Source organism: Belliella aquatica (genome assembly GCF_014637795.1).
Taxonomy (GTDB): Bacteria; Bacteroidota; Bacteroidia; order Cytophagales; family Cyclobacteriaceae; genus Belliella; species Belliella aquatica.
The window spans coordinates 163,328-182,132 of record NZ_BMFD01000005.1 but is presented as its reverse complement, the minus strand read 5'-3'; the positions used below and the strand labels follow the sequence as shown (position 1 = coordinate 182,132).

Below are 18,805 nucleotides of genomic sequence, written 5' to 3'. Positions count from 1 at the left end.
AATAAAATTTTCAACATAAAAAAAGCCGTCAGATAATTTCTGACGGCTTTTTTTATGTTAGTTTCTTCCTTTATGATGTGGCTTGCTGTGTGGCTTTCTGCCTTGAGTTTTAGCCTTTACTTTTTGCAACAAACTTCCTCCTGCAGGCATTTTGGAAGGATAAGGTTGGTCAGTGACCACCGGGATATCTTTACCAATCAATTTCTCAATATCTTTCAATTCCTTTCTTTGCTCTTCATCACAGATGGAGATGGCAATCCCAGTGTTTCCTGCTCTACCAGTTCTACCGATTCTGTGCACATAAGTTTCAGAGACGTTTGGCAAATCATAATTGATTACGTGAGCCAATTCATCTATATCAATTCCTCTTGCTGCAATGTCAGTAGCTACCAAAACCTGCAATTTTCCAGCTTTGAAGTCTTTCAACGCATTTTGACGTGCATTTTGACTTTTATTTCCATGGATTGCAGCTGCTCTTACACCATCTTTGGCTAAGAATTTCACAACTTTATCTGCACCATGTTTTGTTCTGGTAAAGACTAAAGCTGTTCTGATTCTATATGCATCAAGTAAATGCTGAAGTAGTTTTGGCTTGTCGCTTTTATTGGTATAGTAGAGTCTCTGATCGATTTTGTCAACCGTAGAAGAAGGTGGTGTCACCTCCACTTTCGATGGGTTTTTCAAGAGAACATCTGCCAGTTTCTGGATTTCAGGTGGCATAGTTGCTGAGAAAAAGAGCGTTTGTCTTTTTGCTGGAAGCAAAGCGATGATTTTCCGTACATCATGGATAAATCCCATATCCAACATTCTATCAGCTTCATCAAGGACAAAGAATTGAAGTTGTTTCAAATCAATGAATTTCTGATTGATCAAATCCAATAGCCTGCCTGGAGTAGCGACAAGAATATCGATTCCTCTTTTGAGGGCATTGGTTTGGTGAAGTTGAGAAACTCCTCCAAAAATCACAGTATGTTTGATATCTGTGAATTTCCCATAAGCTGCGATACTCTCATCTATTTGAATAGCAAGCTCTCTGGTAGGTGTAAGTATTAGCGCCTTAATTCCCGGTCTTCTCTGTTTTTGCAAAGCAAGAAGCTGAATGATAGGAATTGAAAATGCGGCTGTTTTCCCTGTACCTGTTTGCGCGCAACCTAGAAGGTCTCTTTTTTCCAAGACCAAAGGAATTGCTTTTTGCTGAATAGGTGTGGGTGTGGTGTATCCTTCATTGGCGAGCGCCTTTAGGATAGGTTCAATTAAATCTAAATTTTCGAATGCCATGAGGCTGTGTGAAATTGTGGCTGTAGGAGATGTTGTATGATCTGCGTCAGCGGAAATATTATTTAAAAGCGGCTTACAACTTGCCGTTCTTCTTACAAAGTGTCACAAAGATAAGATAAATAAATTTAGAACGCTTGTGAATAGGTTATTCCAGAATTTCATTAAATTGAAAATCTGATTTAAAGATTTTTGACATGTATGTAAAAAGATATTATAGTCTTTGGATGACTGTGAGGTGGTCCAAGAAACCACTTTTCTACGGCTTACTTTATTCTGCAATTATTATTGCTATTTATGAACTTACAGCCATTCCGTTTACCCTACCGTGGGAACCGATTAGCGTCATCGGTATAGCAGTTGCATTTTATCTGGGTTTCAAAAATAACAGCTCCTATGACCGTACATGGGAAGCTCGAAAAATCTGGGGAGCGATCGTCAACGATAGTAGGAAGTTTGCTACTGCCATCCTAACCATGATTGATTCTAAAGAGGGTCAAAAGCATCAAGTATTAAAAAAAGAAATAGTTTATAGGCACATTGCTTGGATGCTGGCTTTAAAGCATGTTTTGAGAATTAAAAAATCTTGGGAACACGATGAAGATCCTGAAAAACTGGTTTTCGCACCGTCTTTTTGTGGCGAATTTGCGGCAGGTTTAACAGCTGAAGTGAAGAAATACCTCAGTGACGAGGAGTTTGTTTATTTTCAATCAAAGGGAAATATTCCATCTCAAATCCTCAAAAGGCAAAGTGAAGAAATAGAAAGATTGAAGAATGATGGACTTATTTCTGACTATAAGCAAGTTTGGCTCCATCAAATTATAAGTAAGCTCTATGATGATCAAGGAATGTGTGAACGGATCAAAAATTTCCCTCTTCCTCGGCAATATGCATCTACAGCACTCTGGATGAATTATGTTTTTTGTGCGCTAATTCCATTCGGTTTGTTGAATATTTTTGATCAATCGACCGCGTTACATGTTTGGTTGACGATTCCTTTTTCTGGATTAATAATTTGGATTTTCTTCTTGATGGACAAAATCGGTGATTACTCAGAAAATCCTTTTGAAGCAGCATACAATGATGTTCCTATATCTTCAATTGCTAGAGCAGTTGAAATCGATCTCAGAGAAATGCTAGATGATACAGATATTCCTGGTGCTTACCCTGTTGAGAATGGGTTTATGATGTAATTTACTTTTGCATTAGATTTAGACCTAAAATAGGCTCGATAAGTTGACCATTTAGTTTGTTTTGATTGGAACTGACCACATCCCAAGGTTCTAAGGCGGGTTCGTCAGACAAGTCAAAAGTCCCGTAATGCATGGGAATAAAATATTCTCCTCCCATAGAATTAAATGCATCTATAGCATCAAGCGGGCTGATGTGAGATTGGTACATAAACCATTCAGGTTTGTAGGCTCCTATTCCCAAGATGCAATATTGAGGATTTCCGAGCGTATTTTTGATGTCTTCAAAATGTTGTCCTTGACCACTATCACTCATGAAATAGATGGACTTTTCTCCTGATTTGAGATAAAATCCACCCCAAAGACTTTTGTTATCATCGTTCAACCATCTCTTTGACCAATGTCTGCTAGGGACAAAATGAATTTCTAATTCCTCAATAGGGAGATTATAGGATTGATACCAACCAGCTTCTTGTATTTCTTGATTATCAATCCAAGAGGAGATTACTTCTTCCATTCCTAATCCTGTCAAGATTTTCACTTGTGGATTTTGTTCGATCAGCCATTTTAGACTGGATTCATCACAATGATCACGGTGATTATGCGACAAGAGGAGATAATTAATTTTAGGGAAATCTTCCAAAGGAAAAGGTAATTCACTTCGTCTTTTTAAGAAAAGATTGTCCATCAACATGGGGTCTGTAATAAATGTAAGACCTTCGATTTGAATCAAATAGCTTGCATGTCCCAACCAAATGATGTAATCTTCCTTTGTGTTAAAGTCAAATTTTTCCTTGGAGCTTGGTAAAATCCTAGTATCATCGTTCTTTTCTTCTTTCTGAGGATTTTTGCTCAATTTCCATTTCAATAAATCTTTGATAGAAGCTTCGAATGGATGATATAAATTTGAAAATCTACCTTTTGAATCTATTGGGGTCCCTTTCCAGTTTGGACTTGGGGATGTGGTTTTCAAAGAGGAATTGGAAGTAAAGTTCATTTCAAGTTGATCTACTGGTTTTACTATCATGTAAATCATAATAGCAGGGACTAAAAGTGCAAAAAGGTATTTAGGTTTCATGAAAGGCTTAACAAGTGAGTATGTTTAATAGTTTTTACTTTAAATATCTTTCCTTTCCAGTAGCCACTTACAATAATATATTCATTTCAATTCTTTCAGCAGTTGATCATTGACAATTCTCCGTATAATTCCGATTATTTCCCTTACTGAAACAATAAAGGAAAGGCATGTTACTTTTTATATTGATCATTAAGTCCTTTTCCTGCGATAATCAAGGGTTTAATTTTATCGAGTCTAGTGATTTGAGTTGCTTCTCGTTTGGCTTCGCTGATGTAATCAACATACTCCTTTTGTTTGGAGAGGCTTAGTTTATTGAAAGCTGTTTCGAGATCATGATTTTCTGATAACGCATCTGCTAAAGTCCCTGCTACAACAACATTATCGATCTTTTCTGCAACCCACCTTTTTCCTTGTTTTTCATTTTCAATCGCCTCCTCTATGTAGGCAATCAATGTTAATTCATCGATTTCTTCTATAGAATTAAGTCGCCATTGCCTTAGTGCTTTTGTTTTTCCTTCTTGTGCATTGATAAAGACATTTTTTGGGTCTTTGAGAAAAACTCCATTATAAAACCATATTCCAAAATAGTTTTTGAAGCCACAGATTCCGATCACATTATGTCCTGCAAAAGTATAGACATCAATTCCCCATTTAATAGAGTGTTTCAATGGAGTTTTTTGAATGATCTCGTTGAGCAGTTGTAGCTCTTTTACCCACGTTTTATCCTTTTGCATAGTTTATGGTTTTGGGTTTTCTTGAAATGTACATTGCCATCAATCCAAATATAGGTCCTAGTGCCAATATTAGAAATAAATAAGAATTTGGAATATGATTCATCATCAAATTGAGTAGCTGAATGCTGATGATGGTGATACCAAACCCGATGCAATTGACAATGGTAAGTGAAGTTCCTTTTGAATCCGATGGTGCATTTTGTGCTACAAGGGTAGAAAACATTGGAGAATCAGCTGTGACGGCCAATCCCCAAATCAGAAGGAAAAGAATAAGAATAGGGAAAGAATGCTGAATGATCAGAAGGGGAGAAAGTAAACAGCAAATCCCAGAAATAGACAAAGCTACAGTAGCTATGGTTTTTGGGGAGATTCTTTGTGAAATCAATCCACCCAGAGCACATGATATTCCTCCTACAGCAATGATCAAGAATGACCAAAATGAAACGTTAATTTCTAAATTATTAAGTGTTTGGAAATTGATCAAGATGATAGGGATAAAGGCCCAAAAGGCATACAATTCCCACATATGACCAAAATATCCAAAAGCTGCTGATCTGAATTTTTGGATTTGAAAAACCTTGAAAAACGCAGAGGGATTGAAAGATGGACTGGCTTTTCTGTATGGACCGTCAGGCACAAGAACAAGAATCAGCAATCCACCTAAAACAGCCAGAGTACTGGTAGAGTAAATGGCAAATTCCCAGGGTAGCTGATCTGTTAAGCTCCTGACTAAATGAGGGAAAGCTGTCCCCAAAACCAATGCACCAACTAGAAAACCTAAGGATTTCCCTAGTCCTTTATCAAAATAATCTGCGGCTATTTTCATTCCAACAGGATAAATTCCAGCTAGAAAAAATCCCAATCCAAATCGCACTAAAAGAATTTGAAAACTCGAAATTCCTTCAAATACAATCGCTAGATTAAGTAAGGCAGCAATCAGAGAGGAAAAGAAAAACACTTTTGACGGCGAAAACTTATCAGCAATGGTAAGGATTGCAAAAATCAATGTACCTGTAATAAATCCAAATTGAACAGCACTGGTCAGGTGTCCTAGATACTCCTTAGGGAGGTCAAGTGCAAGAGCCAATTCTGGAATTACGGCATTCCCAGCAAACCATAAGGAAGTGCTCAAAAATTGAGAAATGACAATTAGAGGAAGAATTCTTTTCATTTAGCCTTCAAAGCTAATCTTTTTATGTGTACCATCACAAAATGGCTTTTTCTGGGAAGACCCACATCTGCAGAATGCAGAAGATTTGCTTATTTGTTCTTTACGGCCATCTGCAAATTTCACTTCAATATTTCCATATACCATCAAAGGGCCGTTTGGTATAATTTCAACAATTTGCTCTTGTGAATCTGTTTCAATTTTCTTTGAATCATCATCCGAATAATAACCTAGTGCACCAGTCGGACATTTTTTCACTTGTTCTACAAGCACATCACTTGAGGCAGCATCGATTTTTATCCATGGCTTTTCTTTAGGTTGGAAAACCTTGCCAAGTCCCTTGACGCAGACACCTGAATGAACACATTTCTCAGGTTCCCATGTTATTGTGACTTCTCCATTTGAATATTCCTTCATATGTGTAATTTAAGTTATAACGTCTTGAATTTCCTCATTTTTTGTAAAAATGCGCTTTGCAAAGCCACAGTGAGGAGAGATTTTGAGCTTTTCCTTTCTTGCATAATCTACTGCTTCATAAACCAATTTTTCTCCAAGGCCTTCTCCTTTATAATCAGGACTAACCTCAGTATGTTCTATAATCATCTTTTGATTACCTGATAATGAATAAGTCATCAATCCGATTTCCTTATTTTCAATGATGAGTGTGAACTGACCTTTATTCTCAGATTTTTCATGTTTGATATTTGTCATATTATAATAATTTACTTTTAATCACCATCAATTTTTCTCTTGTCATTTCGTGCATAGAGTAGGGGATTCCTCCCATGCCTTCACCTGAAGCATCTCTACCGCCGAATGGCATCCAATCTACTCGGAATGCCGTGTGGTCATTGACCATGACTGCTGTTGCATTGAGTTTTTGAACGGTGTCTAGAGCTATTTCCAATTCTTGCGTAAAGACTGCCGCTTGGAAATGATAGGGGAGTGCGTTTGCAAGCTCGATCGCTTTTTCTCTATCGCTGTAAGGATAAATACAAACCACGGGACCAAAAATCTCTTCCTTGGATACTGAAACATCTTGCGAAGGATTCCATAAGACGGTTGGTTCGAAACAGGTGTCGGATATTCTTTTTCCACCACAAAGGACTTCAGCACCACTTTCTTTGGCTTCATTCACCCATTTTTCAATTCGATCAACTTCTTTAGGTAAAATCAATGGACCAACTTCTGTATTTTTGTCCAAAGGATCACCAACAACTAATTTTTTGGCCTCTGTAGCAATTTTCTCAGCCACATCTCTGGCAATGTCTTCATGAACAAAAACTTTCTGTACAGAAACACAAACTTGTCCTGCATGATAGAATCCTCCCTTTGTCAGTGCAGGAATCATATCTTCTAAAACTGCATCTTTTTCTACAATTACAGGTGCCGCTCCACCATGTTCCATCGCCACACGGGTACCATCTGCTACTTTTGATTTCAGATACCACCCAACTTTGGCCGATCCGATAAAGGAAAGAAAATTCACTCGTTTGTCTGTGACTAAAGCTTCTGCGGATTCATTATCTGTAAGAATCGATTGTACCCATCCTTCAGGAACGCCGGCTTCTTTTAAAATTTCAATAAAGGCCAAGCAAGAAAGCGGAGTAGTAGATGCAGGTTTCACAATAACTGGACATCCTGCTGCAAAAGCGGTTACTGTTTGATGAATGATCAAGTTTAGTGGATGATTAAAAGCAGATATGGAAGCTACCACTCCGATTGGTTCTCGTGTCGTAAAAGCAATTCTATTGATGGAAGCCTCAGTCAAACCCATTGGGATTTGTTTTCCCGCAAGTTGGCTAATTTCTTGAGCGGCTAATTTTACTCCATTGATGGCACGCAGAACTTCCACTTTAGAATCTTGGTACGGTTTTCCACCTTCTTCTGCTGCCGTTTTTGTAAGTTCTTCAATTTTGCTTTTCATGATTTCCTGGACTTTCTCCAAGATTTCAATTTTTTTGAAAGCAGGGATCCAATTTTTTCTATCCTGAAAAAGATCATAGGCAATTTCCAGTGCTTTCAGCACTTCTTTTTTGCCCATTTTAGGGATTTCTTTGATCAGTTTTTGATTGTATGGGTTATATACTTTTAGCGTGGTTGTATTGCTCATAGGTTGTTTACTTTTTCTTTTAACATAACATTAAGGATGGGATGATTCAGCGAATAATCCACTGGAAGGTCTATCAAATGAACACCATCTGAATTTAGACAATGGTCTAAGATTCTTTGAAAATCCTGATCACTTTCAGGTCTGTAGCCGTTAGCTCCATAGCTTTCTGCATATTTGACAAAATCAGGGTTTTTATAATCCAAACCGAAATTGTCAAAGCCCATGTCCTCCTGTTTCCACTTGATCATGCCATAAGCCGAATCATTCAAAATGATTACAGTAAGATTAAGATTCAGTCTTACAGCAGTCTCCATTTCTTGTGAATTCATCATAAAACCACCATCTCCGCAAACAGAAACGACTCTTTTATTTGGGTTTAATATTTTTACCATCATGGCAGAGGGTAAACCGGCTCCCATTGAGGCAAGTGCATTGTCAAGAATTAAAGTGTTTGGTTGATGACAAATGTAATTTCGAGCAAACCAAAGCTTATAGACTCCATTATCTAATGTGATGATATCTTCAGAGGCTAATTTATTTCTCAAGAGATTGACTAATCTTTGAGGAAGCATCGGAAATCTCTCATCTTCAAAATATTTGCTCAGATGCGATGAAACTTCTTCCTTTACTTTTTTGAAGAAATTAAAATCCCAGTGATCCTGTGGTTCGAGTTGCGCAGTAATCTTATTGACTGCACTTGTGATATCGCCTACCACATTGAGTTGAGGAAAATAGACAGGGTCAACTTCTGCGGGAGAAAAATTCACATGAATGACTTTTTTTCCGCCTTGTTTCATAAAAAATGGTGGCTTTTCGATTACATCATGCCCTACATTGACGATCAAATCAGCAGCTTCAATGGCTGCATGAAGAAAATCATTGCTTGAAAGGGCTGCTGTCCCCAGATATTTTGGATGTCTTTCGTCTATGACTCCTTTGCCCATCTGTGTATTGAAAAAGTAGATACCTGAGTGATCTACAAACCTTTTCAAAGCATCACAAGTGACTTTCCTATTTGCTCCGGCACCGATCAATAAAAGTGGCATTTTGGAAGATTGAATCATCTCTACTGCTTTATCAATCGCTAGTTCATCTGGATTGGGGATGATATGTCCAGTTACCTCAAATATCGTGTCATCACAATCCTCTTGAGCTATGTCTTCTGGAAATTCTAGATGAACAGTTCCCGGTTTTTCTTCAATAGCAATCCTAAAAGCCTCTCTTACTTGGGAAGCGATGTTATTGCTATTGACGATTTGTTTGGTGTATTTGGTGACAGGTCTCATCATGTCTACCACATCGATGATTTGAAATCTAGCCTGCTTACTTTTTTTAATTGGTTTCTGTCCTGTAATCATCATCATTGGCATTCCACCGAGTTGAGCGTAAGCAGCTGGAGTTACTAGATTGGTTGCTCCTGGGCCTAAGGTTGCCATACAGACTCCAGGTTTCCCAGTAAGTCTACCGTAAGTAGCTGCCATAAATCCAGCGCCTTGCTCGTGACGATTCAGGATCAGTTTGATAGATGATTTTTTAAGTGATTGAAGAAGGTCTAAATTCTCTTCTCCAGGTACGGCGAAAATATATTCTACGCCTTCATTTTCTAATGCTTTGACAAAAAGATCTGATGCTTTCATAAAATTGGTTTATGTTCAAAAAAACTATTCAATTGATATAACCTCATTTGTTAAGAAATAATTTCCTTAACTTAAATGGGTTTGCTTTAAACGCCAAAAGTTCCCGAAGGAACTTTTGAATTTTTCAGAATGCAAATATTAGAATCGTAGACCAGCTGAAAGTTGAAGTACTCTATTCGTTACTTCTGCATCAGGTTTGACGTCTGTCAGTCCAAGATTATATCTTCCTTGGATAAACAAAGGACCGATTACTTGTAAGGTTAGTCCTCCTGTGACTGCGAAATCGAATGTGTTTGACTCGGTAATGTTCACATTTTCAGACTCATTCATCAAATAAGAGATCTGCGGACCAAGGTCCAAGCTTAATCTATTTGGTATCAAGTAAATCCTTGCTAATAGAGGGATTGAAATATAACCTAATTCATTTCTGAAATCTTCAGCTGCTCCGTCGAAAGTCATATTAGCTCCAACTGTAGAATACAATAACTCTGGCTGAATTGATATCCTGTCTGATAATCCAAATTCTAGGAACAATCCTGCGTGGTAGCTCGTGATACTTTCTGAATTGAAGTTTTGTGAACTTCCTTCAAAATTAGAAATATTGGCTCCTCCTTTAAGTCCAAAATTTATGCCTTGGGCAAATGATACAGAAAACCCTACCAAAACTAGTAATGCGGTTAAAAATATTGATTTTTTCATACGTGAATAATTTTGAATAAATGAAATATTGGTTTAGTAATAAAACATTATCATCAAAGACCTTTCCAAAAAATGAAAAAAGCCAATAAATAGTGGTTTAAACTATATATTGGCTTAGAATTCTTGTTTTAAATTTTTCATCCTCCCGAAATTTGACTCAATGTTAATTCGGGACTCGAAACAGTGTTACTCCTGTTGAGAGCGCGATCTTGAATTTCTACATCTATTCGAATGGTATCATTTCTGAATATGGACTGCCATCCAAAGGAAAGCATGGCATATTCAATAGATCCCTCAATAGCTTGAGTTCGATTAGCGCTAAGAATCCTTGGGAATCTACCATTAAATGTGGTGAAGAAAGGTGGATCTTGCCAACGGAATTCTGTGAACGTACCATTTCTTTTGATAAAAAATCTAACGAATATATTATTATGATTTGGATTCTGTTCGACCCAAACCGTATCGTTTACTACAGTGTTGCCAATCAATGGATTGATAGCCCAATCTATTGGGTTGTAATTAGGAGCAGCAGGGGGTCTATTGCTAAAAGTGATTACCGATCCATCGGGATTTCGTCTGAAATTTAAGGCATTGAAGGGCTCGTTGATGTCAGTAGGATTTAAACCTAAATCACCTTCTGCATCTCTAAAACCAATTTTCACTTTAAGAGAGTCGGCCCCTGAGGTATTGACAAATCTTAGATCTTCAAACGTTATCTCGGGAACGGAAGGAAAATCGTCAGGAGGGCTGATACAAGCACTAGCAAGTGTTGCGAACAATAGAATGTGAAGCAAATATTTAACACTATTCATGCGACAATTAAATTTCGGTAAAGTCTTCTGAGGTAAAATTGCTTAATTTTGTCAAGACAAATTATAAAACGATGAATTATTTCAAAAGTTTTTCTGAAGATATCCTTTATTCTAGAATAAAAAATTTTGAAGAAAAGGCTTTGGAGCTTTTTAAATTTCAAGCTGAAAACAATAAGATTTATAAAGCTTACTTAGAGGCTCGAAAAATCAATCCTTCTCAAATCGATCAAATTCAAAATATTCCATTTCTGCCCATTAGGTTTTTTAAAGATCATCAGGTCGTTACTGGTGAATCTGAAATCTTTGATCAATTTTATTCGAGTAGTGGCACAACGGGAGCCATTACAAGCAAGCATTATATTTGGTCAGAAGAATTTTACCTGAAACATGCTTTGAATCAGTTTGAAAAAGTCTACGGAAAGATTACTGATTTTCATATTTTGGCACTTTTGCCTGCATACATGGAGCGACCAGGGAGTTCTTTGGTCAGTATGGCTGAGTATTTCATAAAACAATCACAATCGATTCACTCTGGCACCTATCTTTACAATCATGAAGAATTGTTGGCAAAACTTCAAGTCTTAAAAAGCGATAAGAAGAAAGTACTACTTCTTGGAGTCACTTTTGCCTTATTAGATATTGCTGAAAGTGGATTAAATTTCCCCAATATGGATAATCTAATCGTCATGGAAACAGGAGGAATGAAAGGCAGAAGGAAAGAAATGATTCGAGAGGAAGTTCATGAAGTTTTAAAGTCTGCTTTTCACCAAGAATCAATTCATTCTGAATATGGCATGACAGAGTTGATGTCACAGGCATATTCTATTGGCAAGGGTAAATATACTTTGCCCGATACGATGCACGTTATGTTACGAGATGTCAATGATCCATATTCATGGGCTGGAAGAAGTCAAGGTGGAATAAATATTATCGATTTAGCTAACTTTCATTCCTGTGCTTTTTTGGAAACTCAAGATTTGGGAAGATTTGATGATCATGGGCAATTAGAAATATTGGGCCGATTTGACAACAGTGATGTTCGAGGTTGTAACTTAATGATCAATTAATTTTGTATTGCTCAAAAAATAAAACATATTTGGAATCTATTAAAAAATAAATCTATGAAAAGATTAATCGTTGCAATCTTGGCGGTGGGTATTTTGGCTTTAAGCTCTTGCGCTTCTAGCAGACCTTGCCCAGCTTATGCCAAAGCGCTTGATGCGAAAGAAATTAGAGGTTAAAAATATGCTGACTATTGAAAGTCAGCATATTTTTTTATGTCCTCAACGCAAATTGTTTTTTCGCCTAATATCACCAATCTCTCGACCACATTTCTTAACTCTCGAATATTTCCTGTCCAAGGATATTCTTTAAGTTTTGTGAGCGCGTTTTTATCGATATCTTTTTTGGCGGTTCCATATTCCTTGGAAATATCATCTAAGAATCTATCTACTAAGAGTGGAATATCATCCTGTCTGTCTTTTAATGGTGGAACTTGGATTAAAATGACGCTCAATCTATGATAAAGATCCTCTCTGAATTTTCCTTCTTCAATCTCCTTCTTCAAATCCTTGTTTGTCGCTGCCAAAACTCTTACATCTACCTTGATGTCTTTATCTCCACCTACGCGAGATACTTTATGTTCTTGAAGTGCTCTTAAAACTTTTGCTTGAGCAGATAAGCTCATATCTCCGATTTCATCCAAAAACAATGTTCCGCCATCAGCCTGCTCAAATTTACCTTGTCGCTGTTTGATAGCTGAGGTAAATGCACCTTTTTCATGGCCAAACAATTCACTTTCTATCAATTCTGCTGGAATAGCAGCACAATTGACAGCAATGAATGGTGCTGTTGCTCGATTGCTTTTTTGGTGTAACCAATGCGCCACAAGTTCTTTCCCTGTTCCATTAGGACCTGTGATCAGAACTCTTGCGTCCGTAGGTGCTACTTTTTCAATGGTTTCTTTTACGCGCTTGATAGGTTCAGATTCTCCGACCATATCCAGCTTTTTTGAAAGTTTTTTCTTAAGCGTCTTCGTTTCCGTCACCAACTCTTTTTTATCTAAGGCATTTCTTACCGTTAGCAAAAGGCGATTGAGATCGGGAGGCTTCGGGACAAAATCAAAAGCCCCTTTTTTTGTGGCTTCCACAGCTGTTTCAATAGAGCCGTGTGCCGATATCATGATAAATTGAGGTTGTTTCTCAAGGGTGGCTACTTTTTCTAAAACCTCCATGCCATCCATTTTGGGCATTTTGATATCGCATAGGACGAGATCGTAGTCTTCTTCTTGGATTTTTTTCCAACCCTCTTCACCATCTTGTGCCTCAGAGATCTCGTATTTTTCATATTCTAAAATTTCTTTTAAAGTGGCCCTAATGACCTTTTCATCGTCAATAATTAGAATTTTTGGCATATTGTTGTTTTAATATTTTAAAAGAAAAAGAGTGCAAGCCTATAAGCCGGGTTCTGTGTTCCGATAGCAAAGCAATTGGAATACTTGTCATTTATCTAGATCTGCCCTCACGAACAGACTCAATCAACCTACCCATCCCGCAGAAAGACGAGCAGCCTTTTCCAGAATTGAATCTGGTGCGGGACCTATTTGGTCTTTCAACCCATAAGGTTTACCCTGCTCTTGATGTCACCATCAAGACGGTGAGCTCTTACCTCACCATTTCACCCTTATCCGCCGTGGCGGACGGTATATTTTCTGTGGCACTATCTGTAGCCAAGTCGTCACCAACTCGACCCCTTCCCGTTAGGAAGTATGGCGCTCTATGTTGCCCGGACTTTCCTCTCTTTCGTCAGACGAAACAGCGACAAGCCAGCTTGCACATCGCAAAGAAAAGAATTTTATTTCACTCTTCGTCTATGTGTATGATGTGTGGCACTTTTTTGAATTATGGTTATGATCTAATTTTCTTTTTGAAGCGTAAATACATGCTGTTGATGTGATTGATTTTTTCTATTTCTTAAAAATACAGATAGGTAAAAAGTATTAAAAATTCTTAAAGCTTATTTGGATTAAGTTTAAATAGAGAATACTTTTGCGCATTAATTATACTAAATCTAAATAAGAATAGTCACAGATTCAATATGAAACTAAAATTAATTGCTTTGATATGCTTAGTAATGGTGTTTTTGGGAGCATCAAGTTTAGAAGCTGCAAATAAAGACGGTGATGAAAAGTCATTGGTGATTTCAGGAAAAATTAAATCTACAGATGGAGAAGTGGTTCCATTTGCAAATATTTTGGTATTGGGAACTGTAAAAGGTACTTATACAAACCTAGATGGGACGTTTCAAATTTTCGATTTGGAGGATGGTGACTATACAATTAAAATATCAGCAGTTGGATATAAAACTTTCACTAAAGATGTGACTGTAAGAGGGGGGCAAATTAATCAATTGGATCTAGTTTTTATGGAAACTGGAGTTGAAATGCCTCAGATTACAATTATAGCTGACAAAGACAGAGTATTTAGTAAAGTTCCAGGTTCTGTGACTTATATAGACCAGAGAGAGTTGAATACAATATCTCCAATAAGCGGAAATGAAGTGTTGAGAAGATCTCCTGGTGTGCATGTGGTAGATGAAGAAGGAATTGGGATGCGTGTTAATATCGGAATCAGAGGTTTAGATCCTGATAGAAGTAGATCTGTATTGGTACTAGAAGATGGTGTACCAGTAGCACTTGCACCTTATGGAGAGCCTGAAATGTACTACACACCAGCTATCGATAGAATGGCAGGAGTAGAGATTTTAAAAGGTTCTGGTCAGATACTATATGGACCACAGACTATTGGTGGTGTAGTAAACTATATTTCACCAAATCCTCCACAAGAACAAGAAGGTTCTGTAAGAATCCAAGGTGGTCAGGGCGGATATTTTTCTGGTTTAGTAAACTATGGCAATACTTTCGGAAATACAGGAATGCAAGTTAATCTTTTGAAAAAGAGAGCTGACAATGTTGGGCCTACAAGTTTTGACATCACAGATTTCAATACCAAATTCTTATTCAATATCAATGATAAATCAGAGCTTGGATTAAAATTAGGATTGTACAATGAAGTTTCAAATTCAACTTACATTGGTTTGAATCAAGTGATGTATGATCAAGGAGGGCAAGATTTTACAAGACTTGCTCCAGATGATCAGCTTGATGTATCAAGATATTCTATCAGCTTTAGCCATAAGTATAGATTCAGTGAAAGAGTGAGATTGAATACCATTGCTTATGCTTACACAACAACAAGAAATTGGAATAGACAAGATTTCACAATCAACAGTACCAATACGCCTCCTACAAATTGGACTGGGGTGGTTTGGGGAGATACTGACATTCCTAGGGGTGCGATTTTCATGAGAAATGGAACTGGTAATAGAAATAGACAATTTGCCGTAGGGGGTATTGAGCCAAGATTGGAAGTTGATCATAACTTATTCAATCTAAAAAATGAATTGATTGTGGGAACTCGATTGCTATGGGAACAAGCCAATGAACAAAGAGTAAATGGCACAAAAGCAGGAGTAAAAAGTGGAAATCTTGTAGAGGACGAAGTTAGAAATGGAAATGCTTTTTCAGCTTATGCTCAGAATAAATTTGCCTTGTCTGAAAAAGTTGATTTTAATGTAGGTGTGCGATATGAAAATTTCAATTATGAAAGAGACATTAGAAGAAGAAGCTTTGCAGGAATTGGCGTAAGAGACACTGCTTTGGTTGCTGGCAATACGATACATGAAATTATTCCAGGCATGGGGTTCAATTACAGACCAATTCAAAAGCTCAATTTCTTTGGTGGTGTTCATAAGGGATATGCTCCTCCAAGAACAAAAGATGCCATCACTGCTGTGGGAGATGTACTTGAACTAGATGCAGAAGAAAGCTGGAACTATGAATTAGGATTTAGATCAGAATTGTCTAGTTGGGCATTTATGGAAATGACTGGTTTCTTTATGGATTTCAGTAATCAAATTATTCCAGTAGCTGAATCAGCTGGTGGACTAGGTTTTGGAGTAGTCAACGCTGGTGCGACAAGACACCGAGGGGTAGAGTCAGCTGTAGTTTTTGATTTAAGTAATCTTTTTGGATTTTCTAAAACCAGGTTGACTTATGACATCAATGCAACATATGCATTGTCCACTTATGCTGCGGATAGATTTGTTGATGATATCAATATTAATGGAAATAGAACTCCTTATGCACCTAACTGGTTTGTGAACTCTGCTTTAACTTTGGAAACTGAATCAGGTTTTGGTGCTCGAGTGTCCATGAATTATGTGAGTGATCAATTTGGAGATGAATTAAATACCGTCACACCTTCTGCAGATGGTAGAATTGGTAGACTTGATGCTTATACAGTATTTGATGCAACCTTGAGTTATGATGTAAAAAAATGGAATTCAAGATTTAATTTAAGTATTAAAAACCTATCAGATGAACGTTATATCGCTACACGAAGACCTCAAGGCATAAGAGTAGGTATTCCTAGATTTATCACTGCGGGCTACGAGTTTAAATTTTAAGAAAAAAAGTTAAATATTTTTCAAGAGTTTAAAACATTCTTATCACAACCATGTTTCATTGTCAGTAAGGCTTTAAATAGCTTTTCTTCATAGTGCTGGGTTGAGCCGTTCCGAGAAATCGGGACGGTTCTTTTTTTGATCCAATTGCTACATTTTGCTCGTATGTGTCTTCATAAATCAAATTATATGAAAAAGACAATCGGAATACTTACCACAGGATTACTTCTAATAGCAGCAACTTTTGGGTGTTCAAAAGAAGATGAAATGCCTGATCCTAATGCAATTTCTGCTACCATCACCGTAAATAATGTTGGAACGTCAGCATATATTTTCACAGCGGTAAATGGCAATGGTGCAGCTGCTACTTTAAATATGGAAAATGCTCCATTAACACTCAAAATCGGATCTCGTTATCAGATTATAAATTTAGCAGGACTACCTCATCCATTTTTGATCAAAGGAATAGGAAATACCACGCTCTTGGCACAAAATGATGTTGTCGGAACTTTCGAAAGCAATTCAGCAGTAAACTTTATATCAACGGACACCGGTATTACATTTACCTTGACAGCCGAAATGGCCGCACAAATAGCACCCTACCAATGTGGTAGGCATGCAGCGATGACGGGAAATATTAGCGCAATCAATTAATCCAAAACCGGGCTCACAGCCTGGTTTTTTATTTTTTATTCAAAATTTCTGAAATAGTGAAACTATAATTATCCAAATTTTTTATCGAGGTAAAGAGAAGCTTTTTTGTAGCTTTGCAATCAAAGAAATTATAAAGCATGATATTAGTTGGAAATGCTGTAATCAGCGATGATATAAAAGAGCAATTTTTCGTTTGTGATTTGGATAAATGCAAGGGTGCATGTTGCGTTGAAGGCGATTCTGGTGCGCCACTGGAAGATGAAGAGACTCAAATTATAGAAGAGATCTATCCAATAGTCAAAGATTACATCACCCAAGAAGGTAGAGATGCAATAGAAAGGCAAGGGACTTGGGTCATCGATAAAGACGGAGACAAAGGAACTCCGACCATTGGTGACAACAGAGAATGTGCCTATGCACTTTATGATGAAAAAGGAATTTTAAAATGCGGTATTGAGCAAGCTTATCTTGATGGTAAAATTTCCTACAAAAAGCCTATTTCCTGTCATCTTTATCCTATCAGAGTTAAAAAATATGATGATTTTGAAGCCTTGAACTATGACAGATGGGATATTTGTAGCGCTGCTTGTGTATTGGGGTCCAAACTTGGAGTTCCGATTTACAAGTTTCTCAAGGATGCTTTGATTAGGAAATTTGGAGAGGATTGGTATGCTGAACTAGTAGAAGAAATCGAAGGTGGAGAATCCAAAAAAGAGATAAAAATTGGCTGAATTTAATTCTGATTAATAATTTTTTAGTAAATTTCTCTATTATTAAGTTTAAAGACTCAAATTATGATCAGAAATATTTTAACTGGAATTTTTATTTTAGCAGCATTTGCTTGCTCCTCACCAAAAAATCAAGAAGTGGTAAATGATTTACTTACCCTTGAGCTCAGTTCGGAAACAAAATCTTTTGAGATGCCAGAGGGCTGGGGGCATTTCAATCATAGTTTTGTAGATGCCTGAGATAAAATTTATTTTTATAGTTATTCTAAAAATTCTATTGCAGCCTTCGAGAAAGAAACTACGGAATTACTTTTTGAGACGAATTTTGAAAAGGAAGGACCAAATGGAATGGGAGGGAGTATTTCTGATTTGAAAATTGATAAAGATGGGAATATATGGATTTACACTCCAGGTGACAAGCTCTATCAAATGTCTTCCACTGGAGAAGTGATCAAAAAATACGAGCTAAAAACTGAAGAGATATTTGAAAAGAATATATCTCTATTTGGCTATTTTGAGATTAAGGATGATATTCTTTTTGCTCCTACAATTCCGATGACTTTTCAATGGACAAGCTTGACGATTGATGAAATGGCATCTTTGTCAAATTTAATTACCTATGATCTCAAAGAAGATACCTATGAAGTTATTAGTACTTTTGATAAGGGGTATTTGGGAACAAACCTTAATAAAATGATCATGCCTTCTATGATTCTTGGGAAAAATGGGGAGGTGATTATCAATCATAATTATAAAGACATTTTTGTAATTCAAGATGGCAAACAAAATTCCTTTGAAGCTTCTTTCTCTGGATTTTCTTCAGATCCGCCTGTTTCATCCATGCCAGACATGTTTGATGATATGAATGAAATCATGCGCATTATGAATTATTCAGATGCTTACGAAAGGATTGCTTATTTACCAATTCATGATAAATATATGCGTTTGGCTAAATTTGAAGAGTCTCCTGCTGATGGAATGGATTTTGACAGAACTTTTTTACACTCAAAATGGGCGCTGATTTTCTTAAATGATCAATTTGAAAAAGAAGGTGAAATCATTCTTCCTGAAAGTGAAACTAACGGGAATTACATTTTTGAAACCAAGGAAGGAGTTTGGTTTTCTACCGATCATCCGGATAATCCGAATTTAGATGAAGAGAAATTTCAATTTCGTTTGCTCAAGGTCAAATAG

The 18,805-nt window shown here is 37.0% G+C and carries 18 protein-coding genes and 1 other RNA gene; 7 read left to right on the top strand and 12 right to left on the bottom strand.

The genetic code is table 11. The annotated features are described in order from the left end of the window. Positions 1-57: 57 nt before the first annotated feature. Positions 58-1,278 carry a DEAD/DEAH box helicase gene (locus IEV57_RS09200; protein ID WP_188441957.1) on the bottom strand — a complete coding sequence of 407 codons (1,221 nt, stop codon included), beginning with the start codon at positions 1,276-1,278 and terminating at the stop codon, positions 58-60. A gap of 194 nt (positions 1,279-1,472) precedes the next feature. On the opposite strand from IEV57_RS09200, the gene IEV57_RS09195 reads away from it, so the two are divergent. Beyond that, positions 1,473-2,468, top strand: a complete 996-nt coding sequence (locus IEV57_RS09195; RefSeq protein WP_229744283.1) for a bestrophin family protein — start codon at positions 1,473-1,475, stop codon at positions 2,466-2,468. 1 nt (position 2,469) lies between these two features. Here IEV57_RS09195 and IEV57_RS09190 read toward each other — a convergent pair whose 3' ends face one another. The 9 genes from IEV57_RS09190 to IEV57_RS09150 all read right to left on the bottom strand — a co-directional run bounded on the left by IEV57_RS09190 (position 2,470) and on the right by IEV57_RS09150 (position 10,706). Next, positions 2,470-3,543: an MBL fold metallo-hydrolase gene (locus tag IEV57_RS09190; RefSeq protein ID WP_188441955.1), complete on the bottom strand. Its 1,074-nt coding sequence runs from the start codon at positions 3,541-3,543 to the stop codon at positions 2,470-2,472. Positions 3,544-3,713: 170 nt separating this feature from the next. Then, positions 3,714-4,277, bottom strand: a complete 564-nt coding sequence (locus IEV57_RS09185) for a YdeI/OmpD-associated family protein (RefSeq protein ID WP_188441953.1) — start codon at positions 4,275-4,277, stop codon at positions 3,714-3,716. Further along, entirely contained in the window at positions 4,264-5,448 is a 1,185-nt protein-coding gene (locus IEV57_RS09180; protein ID WP_188441951.1) for an MFS transporter, read from the bottom strand. Before IEV57_RS09180 ends, IEV57_RS09185 begins: the two co-directional genes overlap by 14 nt. Continuing rightward, on the bottom strand, positions 5,449-5,862 hold the full coding sequence (locus IEV57_RS09175) for a (4Fe-4S)-binding protein (protein ID WP_188441949.1): 414 nt from the start codon (positions 5,860-5,862) through the stop codon (positions 5,449-5,451). Positions 5,863-5,871: 9 nt separating this feature from the next. Further along, complete coding sequence (locus IEV57_RS09170; protein WP_188441947.1) at positions 5,872-6,156, bottom strand: GNAT family N-acetyltransferase; 285 nt, start codon at positions 6,154-6,156, stop codon at positions 5,872-5,874. 1 nt (position 6,157) lies between these two features. Continuing rightward, positions 6,158-7,558 (bottom strand): aldehyde dehydrogenase family protein, encoded by a 1,401-nt coding sequence (locus tag IEV57_RS09165; protein ID WP_188441945.1) that lies wholly within the window; start codon positions 7,556-7,558, stop codon positions 6,158-6,160. After that, positions 7,555-9,195 carry an acetolactate synthase large subunit gene (locus tag IEV57_RS09160; RefSeq protein WP_188441943.1) on the bottom strand — a complete coding sequence of 547 codons (1,641 nt, stop codon included), beginning with the start codon at positions 9,193-9,195 and terminating at the stop codon, positions 7,555-7,557. Before IEV57_RS09160 ends, IEV57_RS09165 begins: the two co-directional genes overlap by 4 nt. Before the next feature lie 138 nt (positions 9,196-9,333). After that, positions 9,334-9,894: a porin family protein gene (locus tag IEV57_RS09155; RefSeq protein WP_188441941.1), complete on the bottom strand. Its 561-nt coding sequence runs from the start codon at positions 9,892-9,894 to the stop codon at positions 9,334-9,336. A 137-nt stretch (positions 9,895-10,031) separates the two neighbouring features. Beyond that, on the bottom strand, positions 10,032-10,706 hold the full coding sequence (locus tag IEV57_RS09150) for a hypothetical protein (protein WP_188441939.1): 675 nt from the start codon (positions 10,704-10,706) through the stop codon (positions 10,032-10,034). A 71-nt stretch (positions 10,707-10,777) separates the two neighbouring features. On the opposite strand from IEV57_RS09150, the gene IEV57_RS09145 reads away from it, so the two are divergent. Beyond that, entirely contained in the window at positions 10,778-11,773 is a 996-nt protein-coding gene (locus IEV57_RS09145) for a long-chain-fatty-acid--protein ligase (protein ID WP_188441937.1), read from the top strand. A 185-nt stretch (positions 11,774-11,958) separates the two neighbouring features. On the opposite strand, the gene IEV57_RS09140 is transcribed toward IEV57_RS09145, so the two are convergent. Both IEV57_RS09140 and rnpB read right to left on the bottom strand, forming a co-directional pair. Further along, positions 11,959-13,119, bottom strand: coding sequence for a sigma-54-dependent transcriptional regulator (locus tag IEV57_RS09140; RefSeq protein WP_188441935.1), 1,161 nt, complete (start codon positions 13,117-13,119; stop codon positions 11,959-11,961). Between the two features lie 26 nt (positions 13,120-13,145). After that, an RNA gene (rnpB, locus tag IEV57_RS09135) (RNase P RNA component class A) lies at positions 13,146-13,542 on the bottom strand. Positions 13,543-13,802: 260 nt separating this feature from the next. Between rnpB and IEV57_RS09130 the strand changes: the two genes are divergently transcribed. The 5 genes from IEV57_RS09130 (at position 13,803) to IEV57_RS09110 (ending at position 18,805) form a co-directional block, all read left to right on the top strand. After that, positions 13,803-16,232 carry a TonB-dependent receptor gene (locus IEV57_RS09130; protein WP_188441933.1) on the top strand — a complete coding sequence of 810 codons (2,430 nt, stop codon included), beginning with the start codon at positions 13,803-13,805 and terminating at the stop codon, positions 16,230-16,232. Positions 16,233-16,418: 186 nt separating this feature from the next. Beyond that, positions 16,419-16,883 carry a hypothetical protein gene (locus IEV57_RS09125; RefSeq protein ID WP_188441931.1) on the top strand — a complete coding sequence of 155 codons (465 nt, stop codon included), beginning with the start codon at positions 16,419-16,421 and terminating at the stop codon, positions 16,881-16,883. Between the two features lie 137 nt (positions 16,884-17,020). After that, entirely contained in the window at positions 17,021-17,614 is a 594-nt protein-coding gene (locus IEV57_RS09120) for a DUF3109 family protein (protein WP_188441928.1), read from the top strand. A 63-nt stretch (positions 17,615-17,677) separates the two neighbouring features. Beyond that, on the top strand, positions 17,678-17,851 hold the full coding sequence (locus tag IEV57_RS09115; RefSeq protein WP_188441926.1) for a hypothetical protein: 174 nt from the start codon (positions 17,678-17,680) through the stop codon (positions 17,849-17,851). Positions 17,852-17,857: 6 nt separating this feature from the next. After that, positions 17,858-18,805, top strand: a complete 948-nt coding sequence (locus IEV57_RS09110) for a DUF4221 family protein (protein ID WP_188442268.1) — start codon at positions 17,858-17,860, stop codon at positions 18,803-18,805.

Bases quoted from the DNA above. Each gene is read 5' to 3' on its own strand.
- IEV57_RS09150 (WP_188441939.1), bottom strand. From the start codon at position 10,706: ATGAATAGTGTTAAATATTTGCTTCACATTCTATTGTTCGCAACACTT.
- IEV57_RS09175 (WP_188441949.1), bottom strand. From the start codon at position 5,862: ATGAAGGAATATTCAAATGGAGAAGTCACAATAACATGGGAACCTGAG.
- IEV57_RS09125 (WP_188441931.1), top strand. From the start codon at position 16,419: ATGAAAAAGACAATCGGAATACTTACCACAGGATTACTTCTAATAGCA.
- IEV57_RS09160 (WP_188441943.1), bottom strand. From the start codon at position 9,195: ATGAAAGCATCAGATCTTTTTGTCAAAGCATTAGAAAATGAAGGCGTA.
- IEV57_RS09165 (WP_188441945.1), bottom strand. From the start codon at position 7,558: ATGAGCAATACAACCACGCTAAAAGTATATAACCCATACAATCAAAAA.
- IEV57_RS09155 (WP_188441941.1), bottom strand. From the start codon at position 9,894: ATGAAAAAATCAATATTTTTAACCGCATTACTAGTTTTGGTAGGGTTT.
- IEV57_RS09200 (WP_188441957.1), bottom strand. From the start codon at position 1,278: ATGGCATTCGAAAATTTAGATTTAATTGAACCTATCCTAAAGGCGCTC.
- IEV57_RS09170 (WP_188441947.1), bottom strand. From the start codon at position 6,156: ATGACAAATATCAAACATGAAAAATCTGAGAATAAAGGTCAGTTCACA.
- IEV57_RS09185 (WP_188441953.1), bottom strand. From the start codon at position 4,277: ATGCAAAAGGATAAAACGTGGGTAAAAGAGCTACAACTGCTCAACGAG.
- IEV57_RS09115 (WP_188441926.1), top strand. From the start codon at position 17,678: ATGATCAGAAATATTTTAACTGGAATTTTTATTTTAGCAGCATTTGCT.
- IEV57_RS09190 (WP_188441955.1), bottom strand. From the start codon at position 3,543: ATGAAACCTAAATACCTTTTTGCACTTTTAGTCCCTGCTATTATGATT.
- IEV57_RS09130 (WP_188441933.1), top strand. From the start codon at position 13,803: ATGAAACTAAAATTAATTGCTTTGATATGCTTAGTAATGGTGTTTTTG.
- IEV57_RS09145 (WP_188441937.1), top strand. From the start codon at position 10,778: ATGAATTATTTCAAAAGTTTTTCTGAAGATATCCTTTATTCTAGAATA.
- IEV57_RS09140 (WP_188441935.1), bottom strand. From the start codon at position 13,119: ATGCCAAAAATTCTAATTATTGACGATGAAAAGGTCATTAGGGCCACT.
- IEV57_RS09195 (WP_229744283.1), top strand. From the start codon at position 1,473: ATGTATGTAAAAAGATATTATAGTCTTTGGATGACTGTGAGGTGGTCC.
- IEV57_RS09120 (WP_188441928.1), top strand. From the start codon at position 17,021: ATGATATTAGTTGGAAATGCTGTAATCAGCGATGATATAAAAGAGCAA.
- IEV57_RS09180 (WP_188441951.1), bottom strand. From the start codon at position 5,448: ATGAAAAGAATTCTTCCTCTAATTGTCATTTCTCAATTTTTGAGCACT.